The sequence below is a fragment of the Draconibacterium orientale genome, from assembly GCF_900111425.1.
Lineage (GTDB): Bacteria > Bacteroidota > Bacteroidia > Bacteroidales > Prolixibacteraceae > Draconibacterium > Draconibacterium orientale.
Genome location: NZ_FOHT01000008.1, coordinates 97,808 through 116,804, shown reverse-complemented (window position 1 = coordinate 116,804; position 18,997 = coordinate 97,808). Strand labels below are relative to the sequence as shown.

At 41.8% G+C, this 18,997-nt stretch carries 16 protein-coding genes and 1 tRNA gene; 7 read left to right on the top strand and 10 right to left on the bottom strand.

Going from position 1 to position 18,997, the window contains the following annotated elements; translation table 11 throughout:
• Positions 1-168: 168 nt before the first annotated feature.
• The 6 genes from gdhA (BMW53_RS06675) (at position 169) to BMW53_RS06650 (ending at position 9,219) form a co-directional block, all read left to right on the top strand.
• Positions 169-1,524 carry an NADP-specific glutamate dehydrogenase gene (gdhA, locus tag BMW53_RS06675; RefSeq protein ID WP_038556450.1) on the top strand — a complete coding sequence of 452 codons (1,356 nt, stop codon included), beginning with the start codon at positions 169-171 and terminating at the stop codon, positions 1,522-1,524.
• 256 nt (positions 1,525-1,780) lie between these two features.
• A complete protein-coding gene (locus tag BMW53_RS06670) occupies positions 1,781-4,183 on the top strand; it encodes a TonB-dependent receptor plug domain-containing protein (protein ID WP_038556452.1) in 2,403 nt (800 codons plus the stop codon).
• A gap of 229 nt (positions 4,184-4,412) precedes the next feature.
• Positions 4,413-5,048 carry a DNA-3-methyladenine glycosylase family protein gene (locus BMW53_RS06665; protein WP_038556454.1) on the top strand — a complete coding sequence of 212 codons (636 nt, stop codon included), beginning with the start codon at positions 4,413-4,415 and terminating at the stop codon, positions 5,046-5,048.
• 49 nt (positions 5,049-5,097) lie between these two features.
• Entirely contained in the window at positions 5,098-5,574 is a 477-nt protein-coding gene (locus BMW53_RS06660) for a hypothetical protein (protein ID WP_038556456.1), read from the top strand.
• A gap of 99 nt (positions 5,575-5,673) precedes the next feature.
• Entirely contained in the window at positions 5,674-8,286 is a 2,613-nt protein-coding gene (locus tag BMW53_RS06655) for a TonB-dependent receptor (RefSeq protein ID WP_038556458.1), read from the top strand.
• Positions 8,287-8,394: 108 nt separating this feature from the next.
• The gene (locus BMW53_RS06650) at positions 8,395-9,219 is read left to right on the top strand and encodes a hypothetical protein (protein ID WP_038556459.1); all 825 of its coding nucleotides are present in this window, start codon (positions 8,395-8,397) and stop codon (positions 9,217-9,219) included.
• A 286-nt stretch (positions 9,220-9,505) separates the two neighbouring features.
• Here the strand turns inward: BMW53_RS06650 and BMW53_RS06645 are convergent, their stop codons facing one another.
• The 10 genes from BMW53_RS06645 to BMW53_RS06600 all read right to left on the bottom strand — a co-directional run bounded on the left by BMW53_RS06645 (position 9,506) and on the right by BMW53_RS06600 (position 18,047).
• Positions 9,506-9,976, bottom strand: coding sequence for an ExbD/TolR family protein (locus tag BMW53_RS06645; RefSeq protein WP_038556461.1), 471 nt, complete (start codon positions 9,974-9,976; stop codon positions 9,506-9,508).
• A gap of 9 nt (positions 9,977-9,985) precedes the next feature.
• Entirely contained in the window at positions 9,986-10,561 is a 576-nt protein-coding gene (locus BMW53_RS06640) for an ExbD/TolR family protein (RefSeq protein WP_038556463.1), read from the bottom strand.
• A 33-nt stretch (positions 10,562-10,594) separates the two neighbouring features.
• Complete coding sequence (locus BMW53_RS06635; RefSeq protein WP_038556465.1) at positions 10,595-11,053, bottom strand: hypothetical protein; 459 nt, start codon at positions 11,051-11,053, stop codon at positions 10,595-10,597.
• 11 nt (positions 11,054-11,064) lie between these two features.
• Positions 11,065-11,862, bottom strand: a complete 798-nt coding sequence (locus BMW53_RS06630; protein ID WP_038556467.1) for a MotA/TolQ/ExbB proton channel family protein — start codon at positions 11,860-11,862, stop codon at positions 11,065-11,067.
• 137 nt (positions 11,863-11,999) lie between these two features.
• A tRNA-Ser gene (locus tag BMW53_RS06625) sits at positions 12,000-12,087 on the bottom strand.
• Positions 12,088-12,158: 71 nt separating this feature from the next.
• Positions 12,159-13,202, bottom strand: a complete 1,044-nt coding sequence (locus BMW53_RS06620) for an asparaginase (RefSeq protein ID WP_038556469.1) — start codon at positions 13,200-13,202, stop codon at positions 12,159-12,161.
• 27 nt (positions 13,203-13,229) lie between these two features.
• Positions 13,230-13,994 carry a TatD family hydrolase gene (locus tag BMW53_RS06615; protein WP_038556471.1) on the bottom strand — a complete coding sequence of 255 codons (765 nt, stop codon included), beginning with the start codon at positions 13,992-13,994 and terminating at the stop codon, positions 13,230-13,232.
• 272 nt (positions 13,995-14,266) lie between these two features.
• Positions 14,267-15,601 (bottom strand): NADP-specific glutamate dehydrogenase, encoded by a 1,335-nt coding sequence (gene gdhA / locus BMW53_RS06610; protein ID WP_038563957.1) that lies wholly within the window; start codon positions 15,599-15,601, stop codon positions 14,267-14,269.
• A gap of 504 nt (positions 15,602-16,105) precedes the next feature.
• Positions 16,106-17,743, bottom strand: a complete 1,638-nt coding sequence (gene groL / locus BMW53_RS06605; protein WP_038556473.1) for a chaperonin GroEL — start codon at positions 17,741-17,743, stop codon at positions 16,106-16,108.
• A 25-nt stretch (positions 17,744-17,768) separates the two neighbouring features.
• Positions 17,769-18,047 carry a co-chaperone GroES gene (locus BMW53_RS06600; RefSeq protein ID WP_038556475.1) on the bottom strand — a complete coding sequence of 93 codons (279 nt, stop codon included), beginning with the start codon at positions 18,045-18,047 and terminating at the stop codon, positions 17,769-17,771.
• A 360-nt stretch (positions 18,048-18,407) separates the two neighbouring features.
• Here BMW53_RS06600 and BMW53_RS06595 point away from each other — a divergent pair, with 360 nt between their 5' ends.
• Positions 18,408-18,986, top strand: coding sequence for a hypothetical protein (locus BMW53_RS06595; RefSeq protein WP_038556477.1), 579 nt, complete (start codon positions 18,408-18,410; stop codon positions 18,984-18,986).
• Positions 18,987-18,997 lie beyond the last annotated feature (11 nt).

The window sequence follows — 18,997 nt, the reverse complement described above, 5'->3', positions numbered from 1 at the left end:
AGGAAATTTACACATTCAAAATAAATCAAATGAAAATGTTTGAGTTTACAAGCAGCTCGCCACAAAAAACAAACTCCCAATCTGTTAACTGTTAAATAACATGCTGAGGTGCAACAAGGTAACTTCCGGCTTTTCGTAACTTAAACTATTATAACTAAAACCATTAAAATGATCACAAAAAGCAGTAAAGCATTTGTTGAAGATTTTATGCATTATATACGTGCAAAAGATCCCCGGCAACCGGAATTTCACCAGGCAGTGCACGAAGTTGTGGAATCGCTGGCCGATTATCTGCTCGACAACCCAAGGTATATTCACACACAGATTTTGGAACGAATGGTGGAGCCCGAGCGCATCATCCAGTTTCGTGTTCCCTGGATCGACGACCGGGGAAAAATTCATATCAACCGCGGTTACCGGGTAGAAATGAACAGCGCTATTGGCCCTTATAAAGGCGGGCCGCGATTTCACCCAACCGTAAACCAAAGCATTCTTAAGTTTTTAGCTTTCGAGCAGGTTTTAAAAAACAGCCTTACCTCGTTACCAATGGGTGGCGGGAAAGGCGGCTCTGATTTTGATCCGAAAAACAAATCAGACAATGAGGTGATGCGCTTCTGCCAGAGTTTTATGACTGAACTTTCGCGGCATATTGGCCCTTATACCGATATGCCAGCCGGCGATATTGGCGTTGGCGGTCGAGAAATTGGCTTCCTTTTTGGGCAATACAAACGCCTGCGAAACGAGTTTACCGGAGTACTTACCGGAAAAGGTGTTGAGTGGGGAGGTTCACTGATAAGGCCCGAAGCGACCGGTTATGGTGCTGTATATTTTGCCGAAGAAATGATGCAAACCCGTGGCGAAAATTTTAACGGGAAAATTGTTGCTGTTTCCGGATCAGGAAACGTAGCACAATATGCCACCGAAAAAGTAATTGAACTGGGCGGCAAAGTGGTGACTTTATCCGACTCCAATGGATCAATTTACGCCCCGGAAGGTATTGATCGGGAAAAACTCGATTTTGTTATGGAGCTAAAAAATGTGCATCGCGGAAGGATAAAGGAATATGCCGACAAATATGCGGTTAAGTACATGGAAAAACAACGTCCGTGGAGCGTAAAATGCGATGTGGCTTTACCTTGTGCAACCGAAAACGAGCTGAATATTGAAGAGGCAAAAATGCTGCTTAAAAATGGTTGTTTTGTTGTTGCCGAAGGTGCCAACATGCCATGCACCGAAGAAGCTGTACACCACTTCCTTGTGCAACGAATTCTTTTCGGACCGGGAAAAGCCGCCAACGCAGGCGGTGTAGCAGTGTCGGGGCTGGAAATGACACAGAACAGCATGCGCCTGGCATGGAGCCGCGAAGAAGTGGATACCAAGTTGCATTCAATTATGCGTAACATTCACGAAATGTGTGTGAAATACGGAAAAGAAAGTGCCGATTTTACCAACTACGTAAAAGGTGCAAACATTGCCGGATTTGTAAAAGTTGCCAACTCGATGATGGCACAGGGGCTTGTATAAGCCCATAATACGCCTTGACTTTTGCGATGGGTTCCGCTCTTTCGCTCCCACAGAGCAAAGATGTCAGCATTTGTGGCCGGCAAAGCGGTGAAATAAATAATTCATATTCCTTCAGGATTGAGAATTCAAACCTGATTTCATCCTGAAAATTTCTTTCCAATCCGTTTGGTACAGTTTGTAATGCAGCAGTTGTGCACACAGGCATAATTTTTGTTGTAATGCGCCCGATTAATACATTTGCACAAAATTATTTTCGGTGAAAAAATTCAATCTGACCTTTTTTGTATTTCTACTTTCTATTTCCGCTGTTATTGCCCAATCGTATGTTCGGGTAATAAATGCCAAAACAGGTAATCCGGTTGAGCATGCCATGCTTATTTCTGATCACTTTCTTACACAAACCGATAACCAAGGCAGGGCAAAACTCGATGGTTTTTTGGCGGAGGAAAAAATCCTCTTTAAACATTCATCGTACATACCGTATGTAAGTACCCGGCAAAAAATTGAAACCCAAAGCCGAACCGTATTGTTGGTTGAAAGTCCGGTTCGGCTTAACGAAGTGGTTGTTTCTGTTAACCGCTGGAAACAGTCGAAAACCGAAATTCCGCATACCATAAAATCGATACAGCCCGAAGAAATAATGCATTACAATCCGCAAACCACTGCCGATATGCTGGGTACCAAAAGTGGTATTTTTATCCAGAAAAGCCAGATGGGCGGTGGTAGCCCGATGATTCGTGGTTTTGCTGCCAACCGCGTATTGATTATGGTTGACGGCATACGAATGAACAACGCTATTTACCGCAGCGGAAACCTGCAAAATGTAATTTCGGTTGATGCGCAAAGCCTGCAAAATACCGAGGTTATTTTTGGCCCCGGTTCGGTAATTTACGGAAGCGATGCTTTGGGTGGCGTAATGAGTTTTAATACCCTTTCGCCCAAACTTTCTACCGACGATAATTTTGAAACTTTTGGAAAAATATACGCTCGCTTTTCCAGCGCCAATTTTGAAAAATCGAGCCATTTTTCGTACAATTTTGGCGGAAGAAAATGGGCATCAGTAATTAGCGCCACCTACTCGGGTTTTGACGATCTGACAATGGGAACTTCCGGCCCCCACGAATATTTGCGCCCTGAATATGTAAAAGACGCTTCCTATTCCGGAGAGGATCAGATTGTGCAAAACAGCAACAACCGGAAACAAGTATATACAGGTTACAACCAGTTTAACCTGCTGGGGAAACTGCGTTTCAGACCAAATGAAACCGTAGATATTTTACTAAGTGCACAGCACTCTCAAACCGGCGATATTCCGCGATACGACAGATTGATTGAGTATAGTGGCAACGAATTAAAATACGCCCGGTGGTATTACGGTCCGCAAAAGTGGACACTTTTATCAGGCCGACTGCAACTGGAAAAAGAAATGCTGCTTTTTGATAAAGCCAACTTATTGTTGGGATACCAGGACTACACCGAAAGCCGCCACGACCGCAAACGAAATAACGATGTGCTGCGCCACCGTACTGAAAATGTAAACGTGTATTCGGCTAACATCGATTTTGGGAAAAACATAGATAGTAAAAGTGATCTGTTTTATGGTTTGGAAGGCTATTTTAATACGGTAGGTTCAACCGGATTTTCTGAAAACCTGCTTTCCGGAGAGCAGCAAACCATTGCTCCGCGTTATCCCAACAATTCAAAGTATTCGAGCCTGGCAGCTTATTACTCCTTTAAATATTCCATTAGCCCGAAAATTATTTTTCAAATGGGATCGCGTTTTACCTACACGCATTTGGAAGGCGAATTCGATACCGATTATTACCAGTTCCCGTTTGATGGTTTCAACATGAACAACTCGGCATTTAACGGCAACCTTGGAATTGTTTGGCATCCCGCTACCGACTGGCAGATCAATATACATGGCTCCACCGGTTTTCGCTCGCCCAACATTGATGATGTTGCCAAGGTTTTCGATTCGGAACCCGGCACAGTTGTGGTTCCCAATCCCGGCTTGAAGCCGGAATATGCCCGCAACATGGAGTTAAGCCTTATCCGTTCGTACCAAAATAAAGTGAAGGTTGAACTCACCGGTTTTTACACCTGGCTGAAGGATGCAATGGTTCGACGAGCTTTCGACGGACTGGGACAGGACTCGATTTTATACGATGGCGAAATGAGCCGCGTGGAAGCATTGGTGAATGCCGAATCGGCCACAATATACGGAACAACCCTAAATGTAGATTACCTTTTTAATAACCAGTGGCGCACCCGCCACGATATTACCATTACAAAAGGAGAAGATTCGGAAGGTTTCCCCATCCGGCATGTGCCGCCGGTATTTGGTTCGTCGCACTTTATTTTCGAAGGGCCAAAATTGTACCTCGATTTATACTTTAACTATAATGGCAAGCTAAATTTCGAAGACCTGGCACCCGACGAGCAAGACAAACCACATTTGTATGTTCCCGATGAAAATGGTAATCCGTATTCGCCATCGTGGTGGACGGCCAATATAAAGTCGAACTACCAGATTAATTCCAAACTGACACTAAGTGGCGGACTAGAGAACATTTTTAACAAACGTTATCGCCCTTATTCTTCAGGGGTGGTGTCTTCGGGAACGAACTTCGTTATTTCGGCATTACTAAAAATATAAGCGCAATATACTTTACTTCTTTATCGGTTAAATTTTTACTATTTACTGACGATTTGCGTCTTTGCATCCCTCTTGCCTCAAGAGAAAATTTACTACTCCCAAATAGTCAGCTAGCGTTTTTCGCTCAAAAGAGAGTAAACAATTTACGAGAGAAGATTTCATTTATTCAATGGGTATGAGTTGAACATATTCGGCTAAAAACGGTTGTTTGTGGTAAGTATTTTTTAGGATGACCAACATAAAAAACGAAAGCCATTTTAAAGAACTTTGCGACTGGCGTACTGGCGTAGAGCCCAAACTGGAGGCCGTTATCCGAGAATACGACTACCCTCCGCTATGGTACCGCAAGCCCGATTTTGCCACACTGATTCTAACCATTTTAGAACAACAGGTTTCGTTGGCATCGGCAAAAGCAGCTTACAATAAACTGGCTGAGAAAATAAAGGAAGTTACTCCTGAAAACTTATTAAAACTATCGGATGAAGAGTTGCGTGCCTGCCATTTTAGCCGTCAGAAAATACAATACAGTCGAATACTTGCCAACGAAATAGTTAGCGGCCAACTCAATCTTGCTGAATTAAACGAAATGGACGAAGCCTCCATTCGAAAAATTCTGATACAACTAAAAGGCATCGGTAACTGGACTGTTGACATGTATGTTTTAATGAGCCTTCATTTTTCTGATATTTTTCCTCCCAGCGATCTGGCAACCATTAAAGCAGTTTACGAATTAAAGCTTGTAGCTCCCGAAGCCACAAAAGAAGAAATTATTGATTACATGCAACGTTTTTCGCCCAACCGCTCGGTGGCAACTTATATTTTATGGCATTTTTACATTCAAAAACGTAAGCTGATTCTGGAGTAAAGGGTAAATCAGAAAATCACATTATAAAGATTTTCATTACCTTTAAACCATGCTCGTTTCCAACAAAATTTCAAGAACACTTGAAGGCCCGTATCGCTTTATTGGTTTCTATTTTGTGTTTGTAGGAGCGATATCCCTGTTCGAGCAAGCCTGGATTATTTTCAGTATCCACAGTGTTTTAGGCTGGTTTCTTTTGAGCTCTTATTCCGGCGTTGATATCGACACCGAAAAACAACTATTCCGTAGTTTTAATATGTGGTTTGGCATTATAAAAACCGGCAAATGGGAACCGATTAATAAGTTTATCGGGTTAACCCTGGTATCAATGAATAAAGTATATAGTTTGTACAGCCGCTCGAACCGCAATTCAACTTCAGGCAGGAAAGAATTCAGAGTGTATTTTGTAAATAAAAAGAAACGACCTGCCCTTGCCGCTAAAACATGTAAAACAAACGATGAAGCACAACGATGCATGGACGAACTGGCCATTTGGTTACACCTGCCGGTTTATAGCACAAAACATTAATCCTTTATTTGTAGTGCAAGGTTAATTCTCCATAACAGCCATATATTATTTCTCCCGATTTTCCGTTATTTATTCAAACAAACTCAGAACGAAAGAAACATGAAGACTCTTCTCAGTATAATTCTCCTGGTATTTATAGTTTTAACCTCGTTTGGCCAAAGTAAAAAACGCGACAAGGTAAAACGCAAGTACCGAAATATTGAAGCTGTTTCGCGCGAAATGCCTACCGTTTACATACGTGGTTCAGTATATGATAGCGATTACAATCTGCTACCAGGAGCAACCGTTACAATCGACGGTACATCGAAAGGAGTAAATACCAACGAAGACGGCGAGTATTTTATAACGAACCTGGAACCCGGAAGGGCACGTATTCGTGTTTCGTTTATCGGATATAAAACCCATACAGCTGATATTATTCTGAGGGAAGGCAGGAATGAGAAGAATGTTATGCTGCCTACCGACGACATCCATTTGGAACCCATATTGGTGAGCGCACAAAAACGCGAACAACAGTTACTCGATGTTCCAACGGCTGTTTCATCGGTGAGCGATCACCGAATGAACGAGGCCAACATCACCGAACTGAGTACCCTTGCAGAATTTGTTCCGGGATTATACGCCCGCGAACAGGGTGCCAACCGTCCCACTTTTGCCATTCGTGGTTTAAGTAGCGATGAAGTCAGCCCCAGTGCTCAGCCACGTGTTTCAGTATTCTTTAATAATGTACCGATAAACCGCGCCAATTCGGCTTCGCTTGAGCTGTACGACATGAACCGGGTGGAAGTACTGAAGGGACCACAAAACACACTTTTCGGAAGAGGCGCACAGGCCGGAGCAGTTCACTATGTTAGCAAAATGCCGGAAAACAACTATTATGGCAGCGTTACAGCCGGGGTGGGTAATTATGGCCATCAGGAATACCGGGGAATAATCAACGTTCCAATTATCGGGAACAAACTGATGATGCGGGCAGCCGGAATTTACAATTCGTACGATGGCTATGTGGAAAATACCTTTGGCGGCGACCTGATGGGTAAAGAAACACTTGCCGGACGCTTTTCATTGCGTTTCAAGCCACAGTGGAACCACCGTTTTGATGTAGTGGTGAATTACCAAAAAGACGATACTCCGGGAATTGCGTTTATGCCCGGCGGTGTGCCAAACACCAATGGCGACATTGGAATTTTTAGCGGTGTTGCCTCGCACGAGCAAGGCAAAAATCTGGGAACGGGAAAAGAAATTTTTGACGCCACACTGAATTATCGTCTGTACATGACCGAACATACTTACTGGACCAGTATCACTTCGTATCGTAAAACCGATGCCTCATCGCGATGGGATGGCGATGGCACTGCATCGGCAGCCATCGATATGGCAGAGTATGCCGGAGCATCACAGTTTTACCAGGAAATTCGAGGAAATTTCTCGCAGAACAGCCGGCTAAACGGTTCGCTGGGAGGTAGTTTCTGGCGAGAGAAAGCTGATCAGACTTACTGGTTCTCGCCCAACGAGCAGCATTTAGCCAACCTTATGCTATCGCAACCGCCGATGCCACTTGTGGATGCCAGCGGTCAGCCAGTTTCAATTCCTGCCATTCCGAACTACGATGCACAGCTGGATACTACGTTTTATATTCCTCTTCCAACAACGCACGAGGAAGAAATGTACAGTAAAGCCACGAATATGGCAGTGGAAGGGTTTATGGACCTGAACTACCAGATTGCCCGGAAGTTTTTTGTTTCGGCCGGTGTTCGGATGGTTTACGATCCCTATAAACTAAACAGTGAATCATCTTTTGTAAGTGGTTCGCCGTCAGTTTTGGGAACATTCACCGGAAACTATCCCAACGTTTTCTTTTTGCCATACGATGCGAAAGAGATCAGGAAAAATACGCTTTCGTTTACCTGGCGCGGTGGCTTAAAATACCGTTTTAATGAATACGGAAATGTTTATGCCAACTACTCGCGCGGACGCCGACCGGCGGTGTTACAATTTACCTCAACAGGCGAAGAGGAAGTGCTGGAGCCCGAGATCCTCGATAATTTTGAGCTGGGCTTTAAAGGAGCATTTTACAACCGTGTGTTTGTTGACCTAACTGGTTTCTACTCGCTTTACAAAGATTTTCAAACCCGTGCCTGGGTGGCCAATAACGAAACGGGCGAATACAACCTACTGTTTAAAGACGGCGGACAGGCGACATCGTATGGCGCTGAAGCCAATTTACAAGTAGCCATAATCGAACAATTGGATCTTTTTGCCAATTACGCATGGTTAAAAACCGGGTTCGACTCCACTGATGTTGACGGAGCTGCACAACTATATTCGGGCCATGTTTTTAGCCTGGCACCGGAACACAGTTTTGCCATAGGACTGAATGCCCGTGTTAACATTACTTCCAATATTAAGCTGTTTGTAAGGCCAAGCTATTCGTATAAATCGCATATTTATTTTGAGGATGCCAACACTCCCGGACTGGAGCAAGACGGCTATGGTTTGCTGAATATTAACGGCGGACTGGAATTGGCCGATCCAAACATACGGCTCACCATTTGGGCAAATAATGTGCTCGATGAAAAATACATTACCAGCGCCGGAAATACCGGGAGCCTGTTTGGCGTGCCAACCTTTGTGCCAGGTACGCCCAAAATGGCAGGCGCAAAGTTAACCTGGAATTTCACTAAGGATGATCGTCGGAGAAGGAGACGATAAATGTGTTTCATCATTGTGGATCCCGTAACCTTTTATAAATGTTTTATGTAAAAAAAGTTGTAATAGAGAAATAGATATTGCGAAGAAAAAAGGAATAAACAGAGTATTATGAAAACAATGCAGGCACATACCAGGCTTTTAGTTATTGCTGTTGGAATATTATTGGTGTCTATCCTGTTTTTACTTATTGTTACCCCGGCAGCTTATACAAAAACACTACCTAACGAGAACAATTCCGGAGCTTTAATAGGATTATCACTGGCAATTGGTCTTCGTTTGGTACTACTTTCAGCCTATCTGCGCATTATAAAAAAGCTCAGAAAAAACCACAACATTCGGATTGGAAGCTACATTGTAATTGGGGTTTTTCTGCTTATTCTGGGTTTAATTGATACCGATGGCGCTTTTGCCTACCTCAACAATACCGATGCCTTTTACATTTCCTTTTTACTTTTCACCAGTATTTTTTGCGATCTAACTGCCGCCGTACTCACTTTTATATCTGCTTCGTTAAAGCATAAAAATGTGGCCGTTAACACTTCGCCCGACAAAATGTTATTGTATGGAATTGTGGTTGGTATCGGCGTAGTTATGATGATTCTTTTTGCCTTTCCATGGGGAATAATTCTTTCGCTGGCCTTCTGGATCTACTTAGGGATAACCATTCGGAGAAAGCCGTCATTTTTCTCAGATAAAATTGAAGCCACGCTTGCAGAAAAACTCCAGAAACGATTAAAAGGACTTCTTACTGTCGCAGTAATTTCGCTTCCGGTTGCCGTTGCCGGTTTAGTAATACACCATGTAAACTCGGCTGGAACAGACCGTGAAGAATCACTGTTTTTCTATATTGGTATCATTGCCGAGTATTCTTTTGTTGTAGCATCTGCAGCCGGTATTATCACTTTTCTTAAAGGGCAACAAAACCCCAATTAAGTGCAAAACATTTGGAGTGAGCGATGCTTCCACCGGAAGTTACCTGTTATCCGTTTTGAATGTAGGTTTTTTGACAAATGAAAATTAATCACTTGTACTTTTTGATTTAATCACTTGTAATCTTTAAAAGCATCACAGGTGATCATTTTATTACTGTCTTGTAATGAAAATTGTTGTTTGAAAAACGATATGCCAGAGGATATGATATTCCCCTCTTTTAATCAAACAAATAAGCAACAAAAAAGGGAAGCGTTTGCTTCCCTTTTTTTGTATCTAATTCAATGAATTATCTTTCAGCCTTTTTTCTTGACGAGTAGTTAATGTTCAGTGCAGCCGATTTACGCAGCTCCTGCTTCACATCTCCTACAATACTCATTCTTGTATTCTCATCAATTTTCAACGACGTAACCATAAATGGTTGTTCAGCCTCATCTCTGGCTTCGCGTTCAGCAATAATGAAATCTTGTACTTCATCAACTGTTGCGAATTGATCGTTCAACTGAATACGTGGTGCCTTACCAAATGTTTTTTGATACATAGGCAGAGGTTCACCAATATAAATGTAACTTACTAAAGATTTCTTTTCCAGTTTGCTCAATTCAGTAGCTTCCGGAATACGCATTTTTACCTTTAGTGTTACCTCACGCATTGTTGTACTAACCATAAAGAAGAACAGAAGCATGAACACAATGTCAGGCAATGAAGCTGTTGATATCTCGGGAGTTCCCTTTCCATCATCTTTTCTAAATTTGCTCATAATCTATTCTTAAATATTTTTACCTTTTGGTTCAGCTTCAGAAATTTTCTGCGGATAAATCTTTCTAATGGCATCTTGTTTGTCATCGTCAAGATCTTCGTATGCTTTACCAAACTGTTGTTTAGCCAACTCGTCTCTTAATTCATTAATGGCAGCAACCAGTTCGTTTTGAACAGCGAGATAGGTTCCGTATTGAGTATCCAGGTCGTTTCGTAACGAAATCACCCCTTTTGATACCATAACTTGTCCGAAGTATGGTACCTCCATTGGTTCTTTCTCAGGCAAATTTTCAGCATTATATGGGTTCGCCATAAATTCTTTTGCCCTTTCACGCAGGTTCTCAATTTGTTCGTAATCACCTTCTACCAACAGGTCGTTATTTTTGTTAACAAGCACAACGAAAATGTTTCTTTCATTGATTTCGTTATTCTGATCCTTTAATTCTGAAGGATCGACCCATTGCGGAAGTTTTCTTCGAAGACCGCTGTCAACGTCCATCGTGGTTGTTACCAGGAAAAAGATAAGCAACATAAATGCAATATCTGCCAACGATGAGCCCGGAATTTCAGGTACTTTCTTAGCCATAATTTTTTCCTGTTTTTATTACCACAATTAAACTTATCTAAACAAACGCATTACTGCTGATGATGCAACCGACAAAATCGCCAATCCTATAAGGATATAGGTTGCATACAGCCCGGTGTCTGTTAATTTTGCTACTCTCTCATTTAAGGTTCCGTCTGCCAAAAATTTATCAACTCCTATAAATTGTGGAATTTCAGGAGAAGCCAATAGGTAGGCTACAAGAAACACTACTGCCATAAATCCCAGGGCAATAAGCCCTGACTTTGCAGCTCTTTTGTCGGTGAACATGTGGAACAGTCCTGAAAGAACTGCAACACCGGCACCAATAGCTACAAGTATGTAGCTCCATATCAAGTTGGAATTAATCCAACGCCCCATGGTGGGGTCAGTATCTACATCACTAATGTTTACAAATAACGAAACAAGAAGAATGGTAGAAACAATGATAAGAGCCCATAGTATAATAGTTACTATTTTTGCTGTTTTACCCATTTCTCTACTCCTTATTTTTTCATGTTATGTTTTACCAACAAGTCTAACAACGAGATAGAAGCATCTTCCATGCTGTTAATGATGCTATCGATTTTAGCTACACAGTAGTTGTAGAAAACCTGTAGAATCATTGCAACCACAAGACCTGATACAGTTGTAATCAAAGCTACTTTAATACCACCAGCCACAAGAGAAGGACTAATGTCACCTGCTACCTCAATAGCATCGAAAGCGCCAATCATACCGATTACTGTACCCATGAAACCTAACATAGGAGCCAAAGCGATGAAAAGTGCGATCCAGCTTAATCCTTTTTCCAAAAGACCGGCTTGAACACCACCGTAAGAAATAACTGTTTTTTCAACTACATCGATACCGTGATCGAAACGATCAAGGCCCTGGTAGAAGATACTGGCAACTGGTCCGCGAGTAGTACGACATACTTCTTTTGCAGCCTCTACACCACCACTTTCTAATGCTTCTTCAACACTAGCCAACAATTTTTTAGTGTTGCTGGTTGCAAGGTTAAGGTAAAGAACTCTTTCAATTGCAAAGGCAAGACCTAAAATGAGGGCTACCAATACGAAGCTCATAAAAGCAGGGTCACCTTCAATAAATTTTTGTTTCATCTGGCTGTGAAGTGATTTTCCTTCTTCTGCAGCGGCTGCAGCATCTTCTTCAGCTATTGCAGCAGATGTTTGCTCTACTTGTTCAGTAGCAGCTGCTTCTTCCTCCTGAGCAAGCGCTACATTCGATGCCATAAAAAACAGCATCCCAAATACGGCTATTAACGCGAATAGTCTTTTCATAATTGATTTGAATTTTTAATTAATAATCTCTTTGAATTTGTTTTTGTATTGATTTTTAAAATATTAATCCATTTCCACAAAAAACATGCCTCTATTAAAAAGCTTGTTTCTATTTTTAATGAACGTCCCATTTTTTGCGGAGAGAGAGGGATTCGAACCCTCGGTACCCTTTCGGGGTACACACGCTTTCCAGGCGTGCCAGTTCAGCCACTCCTGCACCTCTCCAGTATTCGTTAGCGCGGCCTCCCAAAAATGAGGGCTGCAAATTAATAAAAAATTGTGAAAAAAAAACTTTGCTATTCACTAATTTCCCCGCGCAGACTTTTATTGAGGTACATTTTGATTTCGTCCGGTTTAAGGCTTTGCCCGAGCAAAAACATCAACTTTGTAATTGCCGCTTCGGTGGTCATATCTTTTGCAGAAACGACTCCTGCATTCAGTAACTCAACACTGGTTTGATACTGCCCCATGACTACCTTACCTCCCTGGCACTGCGTAACATTTAAAACCACTATACCTCGTTTAATGGTTCGCTTAATGGCATTAATCAACCAGCGCGATGTAGGCACATTGCCTGACCCAAACGTCTCGAGTACAACACCTTTTAATCCGGGAGTATTCAGCACCGAGTTAAAAACGTTCTGGTTAATCCCGGGAAATATTTTCAGGATAACCACATTGTCATCAAAATCGGTATTTACTTTTAATATGCCTTTGTTTTCGGGGTAATAAATAAACTCGGTACTAAACTTGATGTCGATTCCGGCCACTGCCAGCTCCGGATAATTTACCGAACGAAATGCGCTAAACAATTCGGCATCGCGTTTTAAGGTACGGTTTCCCCGGTACAATTTAAAATCGAAATAAATACAAACCTCTGGAACAATACTGAGTCCCTGAATTTTTGCCGCAGCAATTTCAACGGCCGTTATCAGGTTTTCTTTTCCATCGGTTCGAATCATCCCGATAGGCAATTGCGATCCGGTAAGAATAATAGGTTTATCGAGGTTTTCGAACATATAACTTAAAGCCGAAGCAGTATAAGCCATCGTGTCGGTTCCGTGCAAAATAACAAAACCATCGTAGGCATTATAATGCCGCTCAATAGTTTTGGCAATTTTAATCCACGTAATCGGATTCATGTTTGAAGAATCGAGAGCCGGATTAAAAGTAATGGTCTTTATTATGAAATCAAATTTCTTCAACTCAGGAACTACCTCCTGAATTTTATCAAACTTTACTGGTTTCAAGGCACCATTTTTGGGATCCTGAACCATACCAATGGTACCTCCGGTATATATTATTAATATAGAAGTTTTTTTGGCAGCTCGTGTGGTCATGCAGTTTTTAATTAGGCCTGCAAGTTATCAAATTCCGAATAAATTACGGGCATTGGTGGTGGTTATTTCTGCAATGCGGGTAAGTGGCAAACGGTAAACATCGGCAACTTTTTGCGCAACATGAATAAGATAGGAACTCTCGTTGCGTTTACCTCTTTTAGGAACCGGGGCCAGGTAAGGCGAATCGGTTTCGAGAACAAGGTGATGCGGATCGATTTCTTTAATTACTTCGTCGAGATCGCTGTTTTTAAAGGTAACTACTCCGCCAATTCCGAGCAAAAATCCCAGTTCTGTAATTTTTTGTGCTTCCTCCACCGTTCCGCTAAAACAATGAAAAACACCACGGAGTGTTCCGTCTTGCTCTTCCTTTATAATTTCGTAGGTTGGGTCGAACGACTTGCGCACATGCACAACAATGGGCAGGTTTAACTTTTTTGCCAAACGTATCTGATAGCGAAAAGCCTCTTTTTGCTCCTGTTCGTATTTGCTTTCCCAGTACAGATCGATACCAATCTCGCCAATACCATAGAATTTACGCCGTTGCAACCAATATTCAATGGCTTCCAACTCTTCTTCGTAGTCTTCTTCTACTGAAGTGGGGTGCAAACCAATAAGCGGAAAACACAAATTTGGGTATGCCCCTGCCAGATCAAGCATATGTTTTATCGAGCCGGAATCAATGTTCGGCAAAATAATCTTTTTAACTCCACTCTCATCAGCCCGCTTTAATGCTTCGTCCCGATCGTGAATAAAATCTTCTGAGTATATATGCGAATGTGTATCTATTAACATCTAGGTACTTTTACCTTAAGCTAACTATTGCTTGTTTTTCTATCTATCCTTAATTATCACAATTAATCGTCTGTAAAATCAGATAATTAAACCTGAGTGGCCGACAAAAGTAAAAAAGTGTTTGTTCCTTACCCTCTTTTCAACTTTACCTAAAAATTAAATTTTCACTTTTCGGGATGGTCGCATCGCTGAATTAAAGGCAAAATAAAACATCCGCCCGAAATCCGAGCGGATGTTTTTGTATTTCCAATATTAAGTATTTCTTAACGAGGCTACACAACACCCTGCGCCAACATGGCTTCGGCAACTTTAACAAAACCGCCAACATTGGCACCTTTTACATAATCAACTTTATTTCCTTTTGAGCCATAGCTCACGCACGTTTCGTGAATCGCTTTCATAATTCCCTTTAAACGCTCATCCACTTCTTCGCGTGCCCAGTTGATACGCATACTGTTTTGCGACATCTCCAATCCGGAAACAGCAACACCACCGGCATTTACTGCTTTGCCCGGAGCATAATCCATTGCCTGACTTAAATAGTCGACAGCTTCAGCGGCACATCCCATATTCGATGTTTCGGCCAATAGTTTACAACCATTTTTAGCCAACTCTTTTGCATCTTCCAGACCTAGTTCGTTTTCGGTGGCACAAGGCATTGCCATATCAACCGGCACTTCCCACGGGCGTTTACCGGCAACAAACTCGGCATCGAATTCTTCGGCATACGGCGAAACAATATCATTATTTGTGGCGCGCAATTCAAGCAGGTAGTCGACTTTATCGCCTGAAATTCCATTTTTATCGTAAATGTATCCATCTGGTCCTGAGATGGTAACAACTTTTCCACCCAGCTCATTAATTTTTGAGATAGCTCCCCAGGCAACGTTTCCGAATCCCGACACTGCGATTGTTTGTCCTTCAATGTCTTTTCCAATTCGGTGCAGCATATGTTGCGCAAAATACACGGCGCCAAAACCGGTAGCTTCAGGCCGAATCAAACTTCCACCCCAAGCCAAACCTTTTCCGGTTAATACGCCGGTGAATTCATTTTTTAACCGCTTATATTGTCCGAATAAATAGCCAATCTCACGTCCACCCACTCCGATATCACCGGCCGGAACATCGGTATTTGGCCCGATGTGGCGATACAATTCCGTCATAAAACTCTGGCAAAACCGCATAATTTCGCCATCGCTCTTTCCTTTCGGACTAAAATCCGACCCGCCTTTTCCGCCGCCCATTGGCAAAGTGGTAAGGCTATTTTTAAATGTTTGTTCAAATCCCAAAAACTTTAAAATACTGAGGGTTACGCTGGCATGAAACCGCAAACCTCCTTTATACGGGCCCAATGCCGAGTTAAACTCTACGCGATAACCACGATTTATTTGCACTTCGCCCCGGTCGTCGACCCAAGGCACCCTGAACATGATTACGCGTTCCGGTTCAACCATTCGCTCCAAAATTTTGGCACGCTGGTAACGTGGATTCTTTTCATAAAAATCCCAAACTGAACCAATAACTTCTTCTACTGCCTGGTGAAATTCATTTTCGCCCGGAGTTCTGTGTTCCAAATTCGCAATGAATTCGTTTATTTTTGTTTTCATAAGGTTAAAAATTAGATGACAACCAACGTGCGGCTGCCCCATTAAAAATCATACTTATTTATGAGCTTGTGCAATCAAAATTTGATTGTTTGGCAAAGGTAGAGAAGTAAAAAAACAAATAACAAGCTTTTCGGAAGATTTGCAAAATCCTTTTATCACTGATAAACAACACTTTAGACTCCTGCAAAAAGATGTTAAAAAACACTGTGTGACGGAAATCAGTATTCCTGACATCATTCCCTGAAACACCTCAAAAACAGGCAATTGTAAGTTTTTACATCTCCAAAGTTTAAAATTCTAACTATTGTATTTAAGAAACTTTAGCGCCTGTAATTTAATAACTGCTTTTTCTATCAAAGTATCAAAATACAACGCTCAGTTTAAGCCGGCAAACACAACGCATAACCAGGCGCGTTCATTTTTGAGAAATAAAATCAAAAAAACGGGTATAAAAAAAGCCCCTCCCAAACGGGAAGAGCTTTCTGTATTTTTGTGAGCTGATTTTTACATCATGCCGCCCATGCCGCCCATACCTGGACCACCCATTGGCATTACTGGAGCATCTTCTTTAACTTCAACAATTACTGTTTCAGTAGTTAAGAACATACCGGCAATTGAAGCAGCGTTTTCAAGCGCAACACGAGTTACTTTTGCAGGGTCGATAACACCTGCTTCGTATAGTTTCTGATACTCATCAGTGCGGGCATTGTAACCATAGTCGCCTTCGCCGTCTTTTACGTTTTGAACAACAACAGCACCTTCTTTACCAGCGTTAGCTACAATCTGACGTAATGGCTCTTCAATGGCACGTTTAACGATTTCAACACCTGTTGTTTCGTCTTCGTTTTCGCCTTTCAGGTCTTCCAATGCAGCAATAGCGCGAACCAAAGCAACACCACCACCAGGAACAATTCCTTCTTCAACAGCAGCGCGGGTTGCGTGCAATGCATCGTCAACGCGGTCTTTTTTCTCTTTCATTTCCACCTCTGAAGCAGCACCAACATAGATAACAGCAACACCACCGGCTAATTTTGCCAAACGCTCTTGCAGTTTTTCTTTGTCGTAATCAGAAGTTGTAGTTTCCATCTGCGTTTTAATCTGGTTAACACGAGCAGCAATAGCTTCTTGTGCACCGGCACCGTTAACTACTGTTGTATTTTCTTTGTCAACAGTAATTTTTTCGCACTGACCCAACATATCAATTGTAGCCTGCTCCAGTTTCATACCTTTTTCTTCGGTAATTACAGTACCACCAGTCAGGATTGCAATGTCTTCCAACATTTCTTTTCTGCGATCGCCAAAACCAGGAGCTTTAACAGCACATACTTTTAACGAACCACGCAAACGGTTAACAACCAAAGTTGCCAATGCTTCGCCATCAACATCTTCAGAAATGATCATTAACGGACGACCTGTTTGAGCTGTAGCTTCCAAAACAGGAAGAAGATCTTTCATTGTGCTGATCTTTTTGTCGTGGATCAAGATGAAAGGATTATCCAGTTCTGCAACCATTTTTTCTGCATCGGTTACAAAATATGGAGAAAGGTAACCACGGTCGAACTGCATACCTTCAACTACGTCAACGTAAGTATCAGTACCTTTTGCTTCTTCGATGGTGATAACACCTTCTTTGTGTACTTTTTTCATTGCTTCAGCAATCAACGAGCCGATAACTGCATCGTTGTTGGCAGAGATTTTAGCAACCGATTCGATTTTTGCGTAGTCGTCGCCAATTGTCTGAGCTTGCTCTTTAATGCTTGCAACAACAGCTTCAACAGCTTTGTCGATACCACGTTTCAGGTCCATTGGATTTGCACCTGCAGTAACGTTTTTCAAACCAACATTAACGATCGATTGTGCCAAAACAGTTGCAGTTGTAGTTCCGTCACCAGCGTCGTCGCCGGTTTTCGAGGCTACTTCTTTTACCATTTGCGCACCCATATTTTCGTAGGCATCGCTTAACTCAATTTCTTTTGCAACAGTTACACCGTCTTTAGTAATTTGTGGTGCACCAAATTTTTTCTCGATTACTACGTTACGACCTTTTGGTCCTAAAGTAACTTTTACTGCATTAGCCAGCTGATCAACACCACTTTTAAGCAAATCGCGTGCTTCAATATCGAATTTAATTTCTTTAGCCATCTTTTCTGATTTTTACTTGTTGAAATTAGTTAATGTATAAAACGTCAGATTGCGACATCAATAAATAATCTACTCCATCAATGTTCAACTCAGTACCTGAGTATTTACCGTAAAAAACAATATCACCAACTTTTAATTCCATTGGTTCATCTTTTTTATCGGCACCCACCAATACAATTGTACCAACTTGTGGTTTTTCTTTTGCTGAATCAGGAATAATGATTCCACTCACTGTTTTTTCTTCTGCTTCCTGCGGTTGAACCAGGATCTTGCCAGCAAGAATTTTACCTTTTAAATCTGCCATTTTGTTTTAGTTTTTATGATTAAATATTTTTTTCGTTTTAACGCACTTTCCGTATCATATTTTGTGCCAATCGGCAAAAAGCATTCAAGCCCTCCAAATTAAAGACAAAATAACACGAACAACTGCAAAAACACCTCCAACACACCCGACTAGTACCTGTATATCTGACCATTACAGCCATGTCAGATTTCCTGCCATGGTGACAGCAACAGTAATAATCTACTGCACCAAATTCTATTCAATACCTTTTTGTCCTTTTATTCTTCTTTTCGCAACTAATAACCCGCTTTATTCGTACTTAATATAGTCGGAAAACAGAGCCAAAGTACCGTGGTTTTGTAACATTAAAAACAGAAAGCCATGAAACTCAAAAATTTAATTTTATTGGGGGTACTCTTACTGCCTCTGTTTGCCTGCGACGAAGCAGACACAGATTACACTACCGAAACCAAATTAATCGTTGATATTCCAACAAAATCGTATTTAGCCAATTTCAGCGAATCACCGGAAACTTATCATTTTGATGGCATTGGAATTTTCTGTCTGGGTTACAGCGATGAGCTCAAAAAATGTCCGGGCGATGTTGTTCAGATCCATCCGGGAGCGGGTTCTATCCTTTCATTTGAAACCCTGCAAAACAATGAAACAATTAAAGAACTCCGGCTTGCCATCTCGTTCAAAACTCAAGGCGACGAATACTACCAGCAAATCCACGCGGTAGATTTATTGCAGGAAGGTAATTTTTTAAGCGGCGATTCACATTCGTTGGTTCTGGATGATGTTCTGGCTCCGTTAACTAACCGTTTGAACGAAAATCCACGCTATCTTATTTCGATTGAAATTAAGGGCCTGGCCAACTTTAATCTTTCATCTGACGCGCAATTTGCTATTCCGCTAATTATTGAAAGCGAATACCATTCACCACGATTTACTTTATAGAGATTGCAACA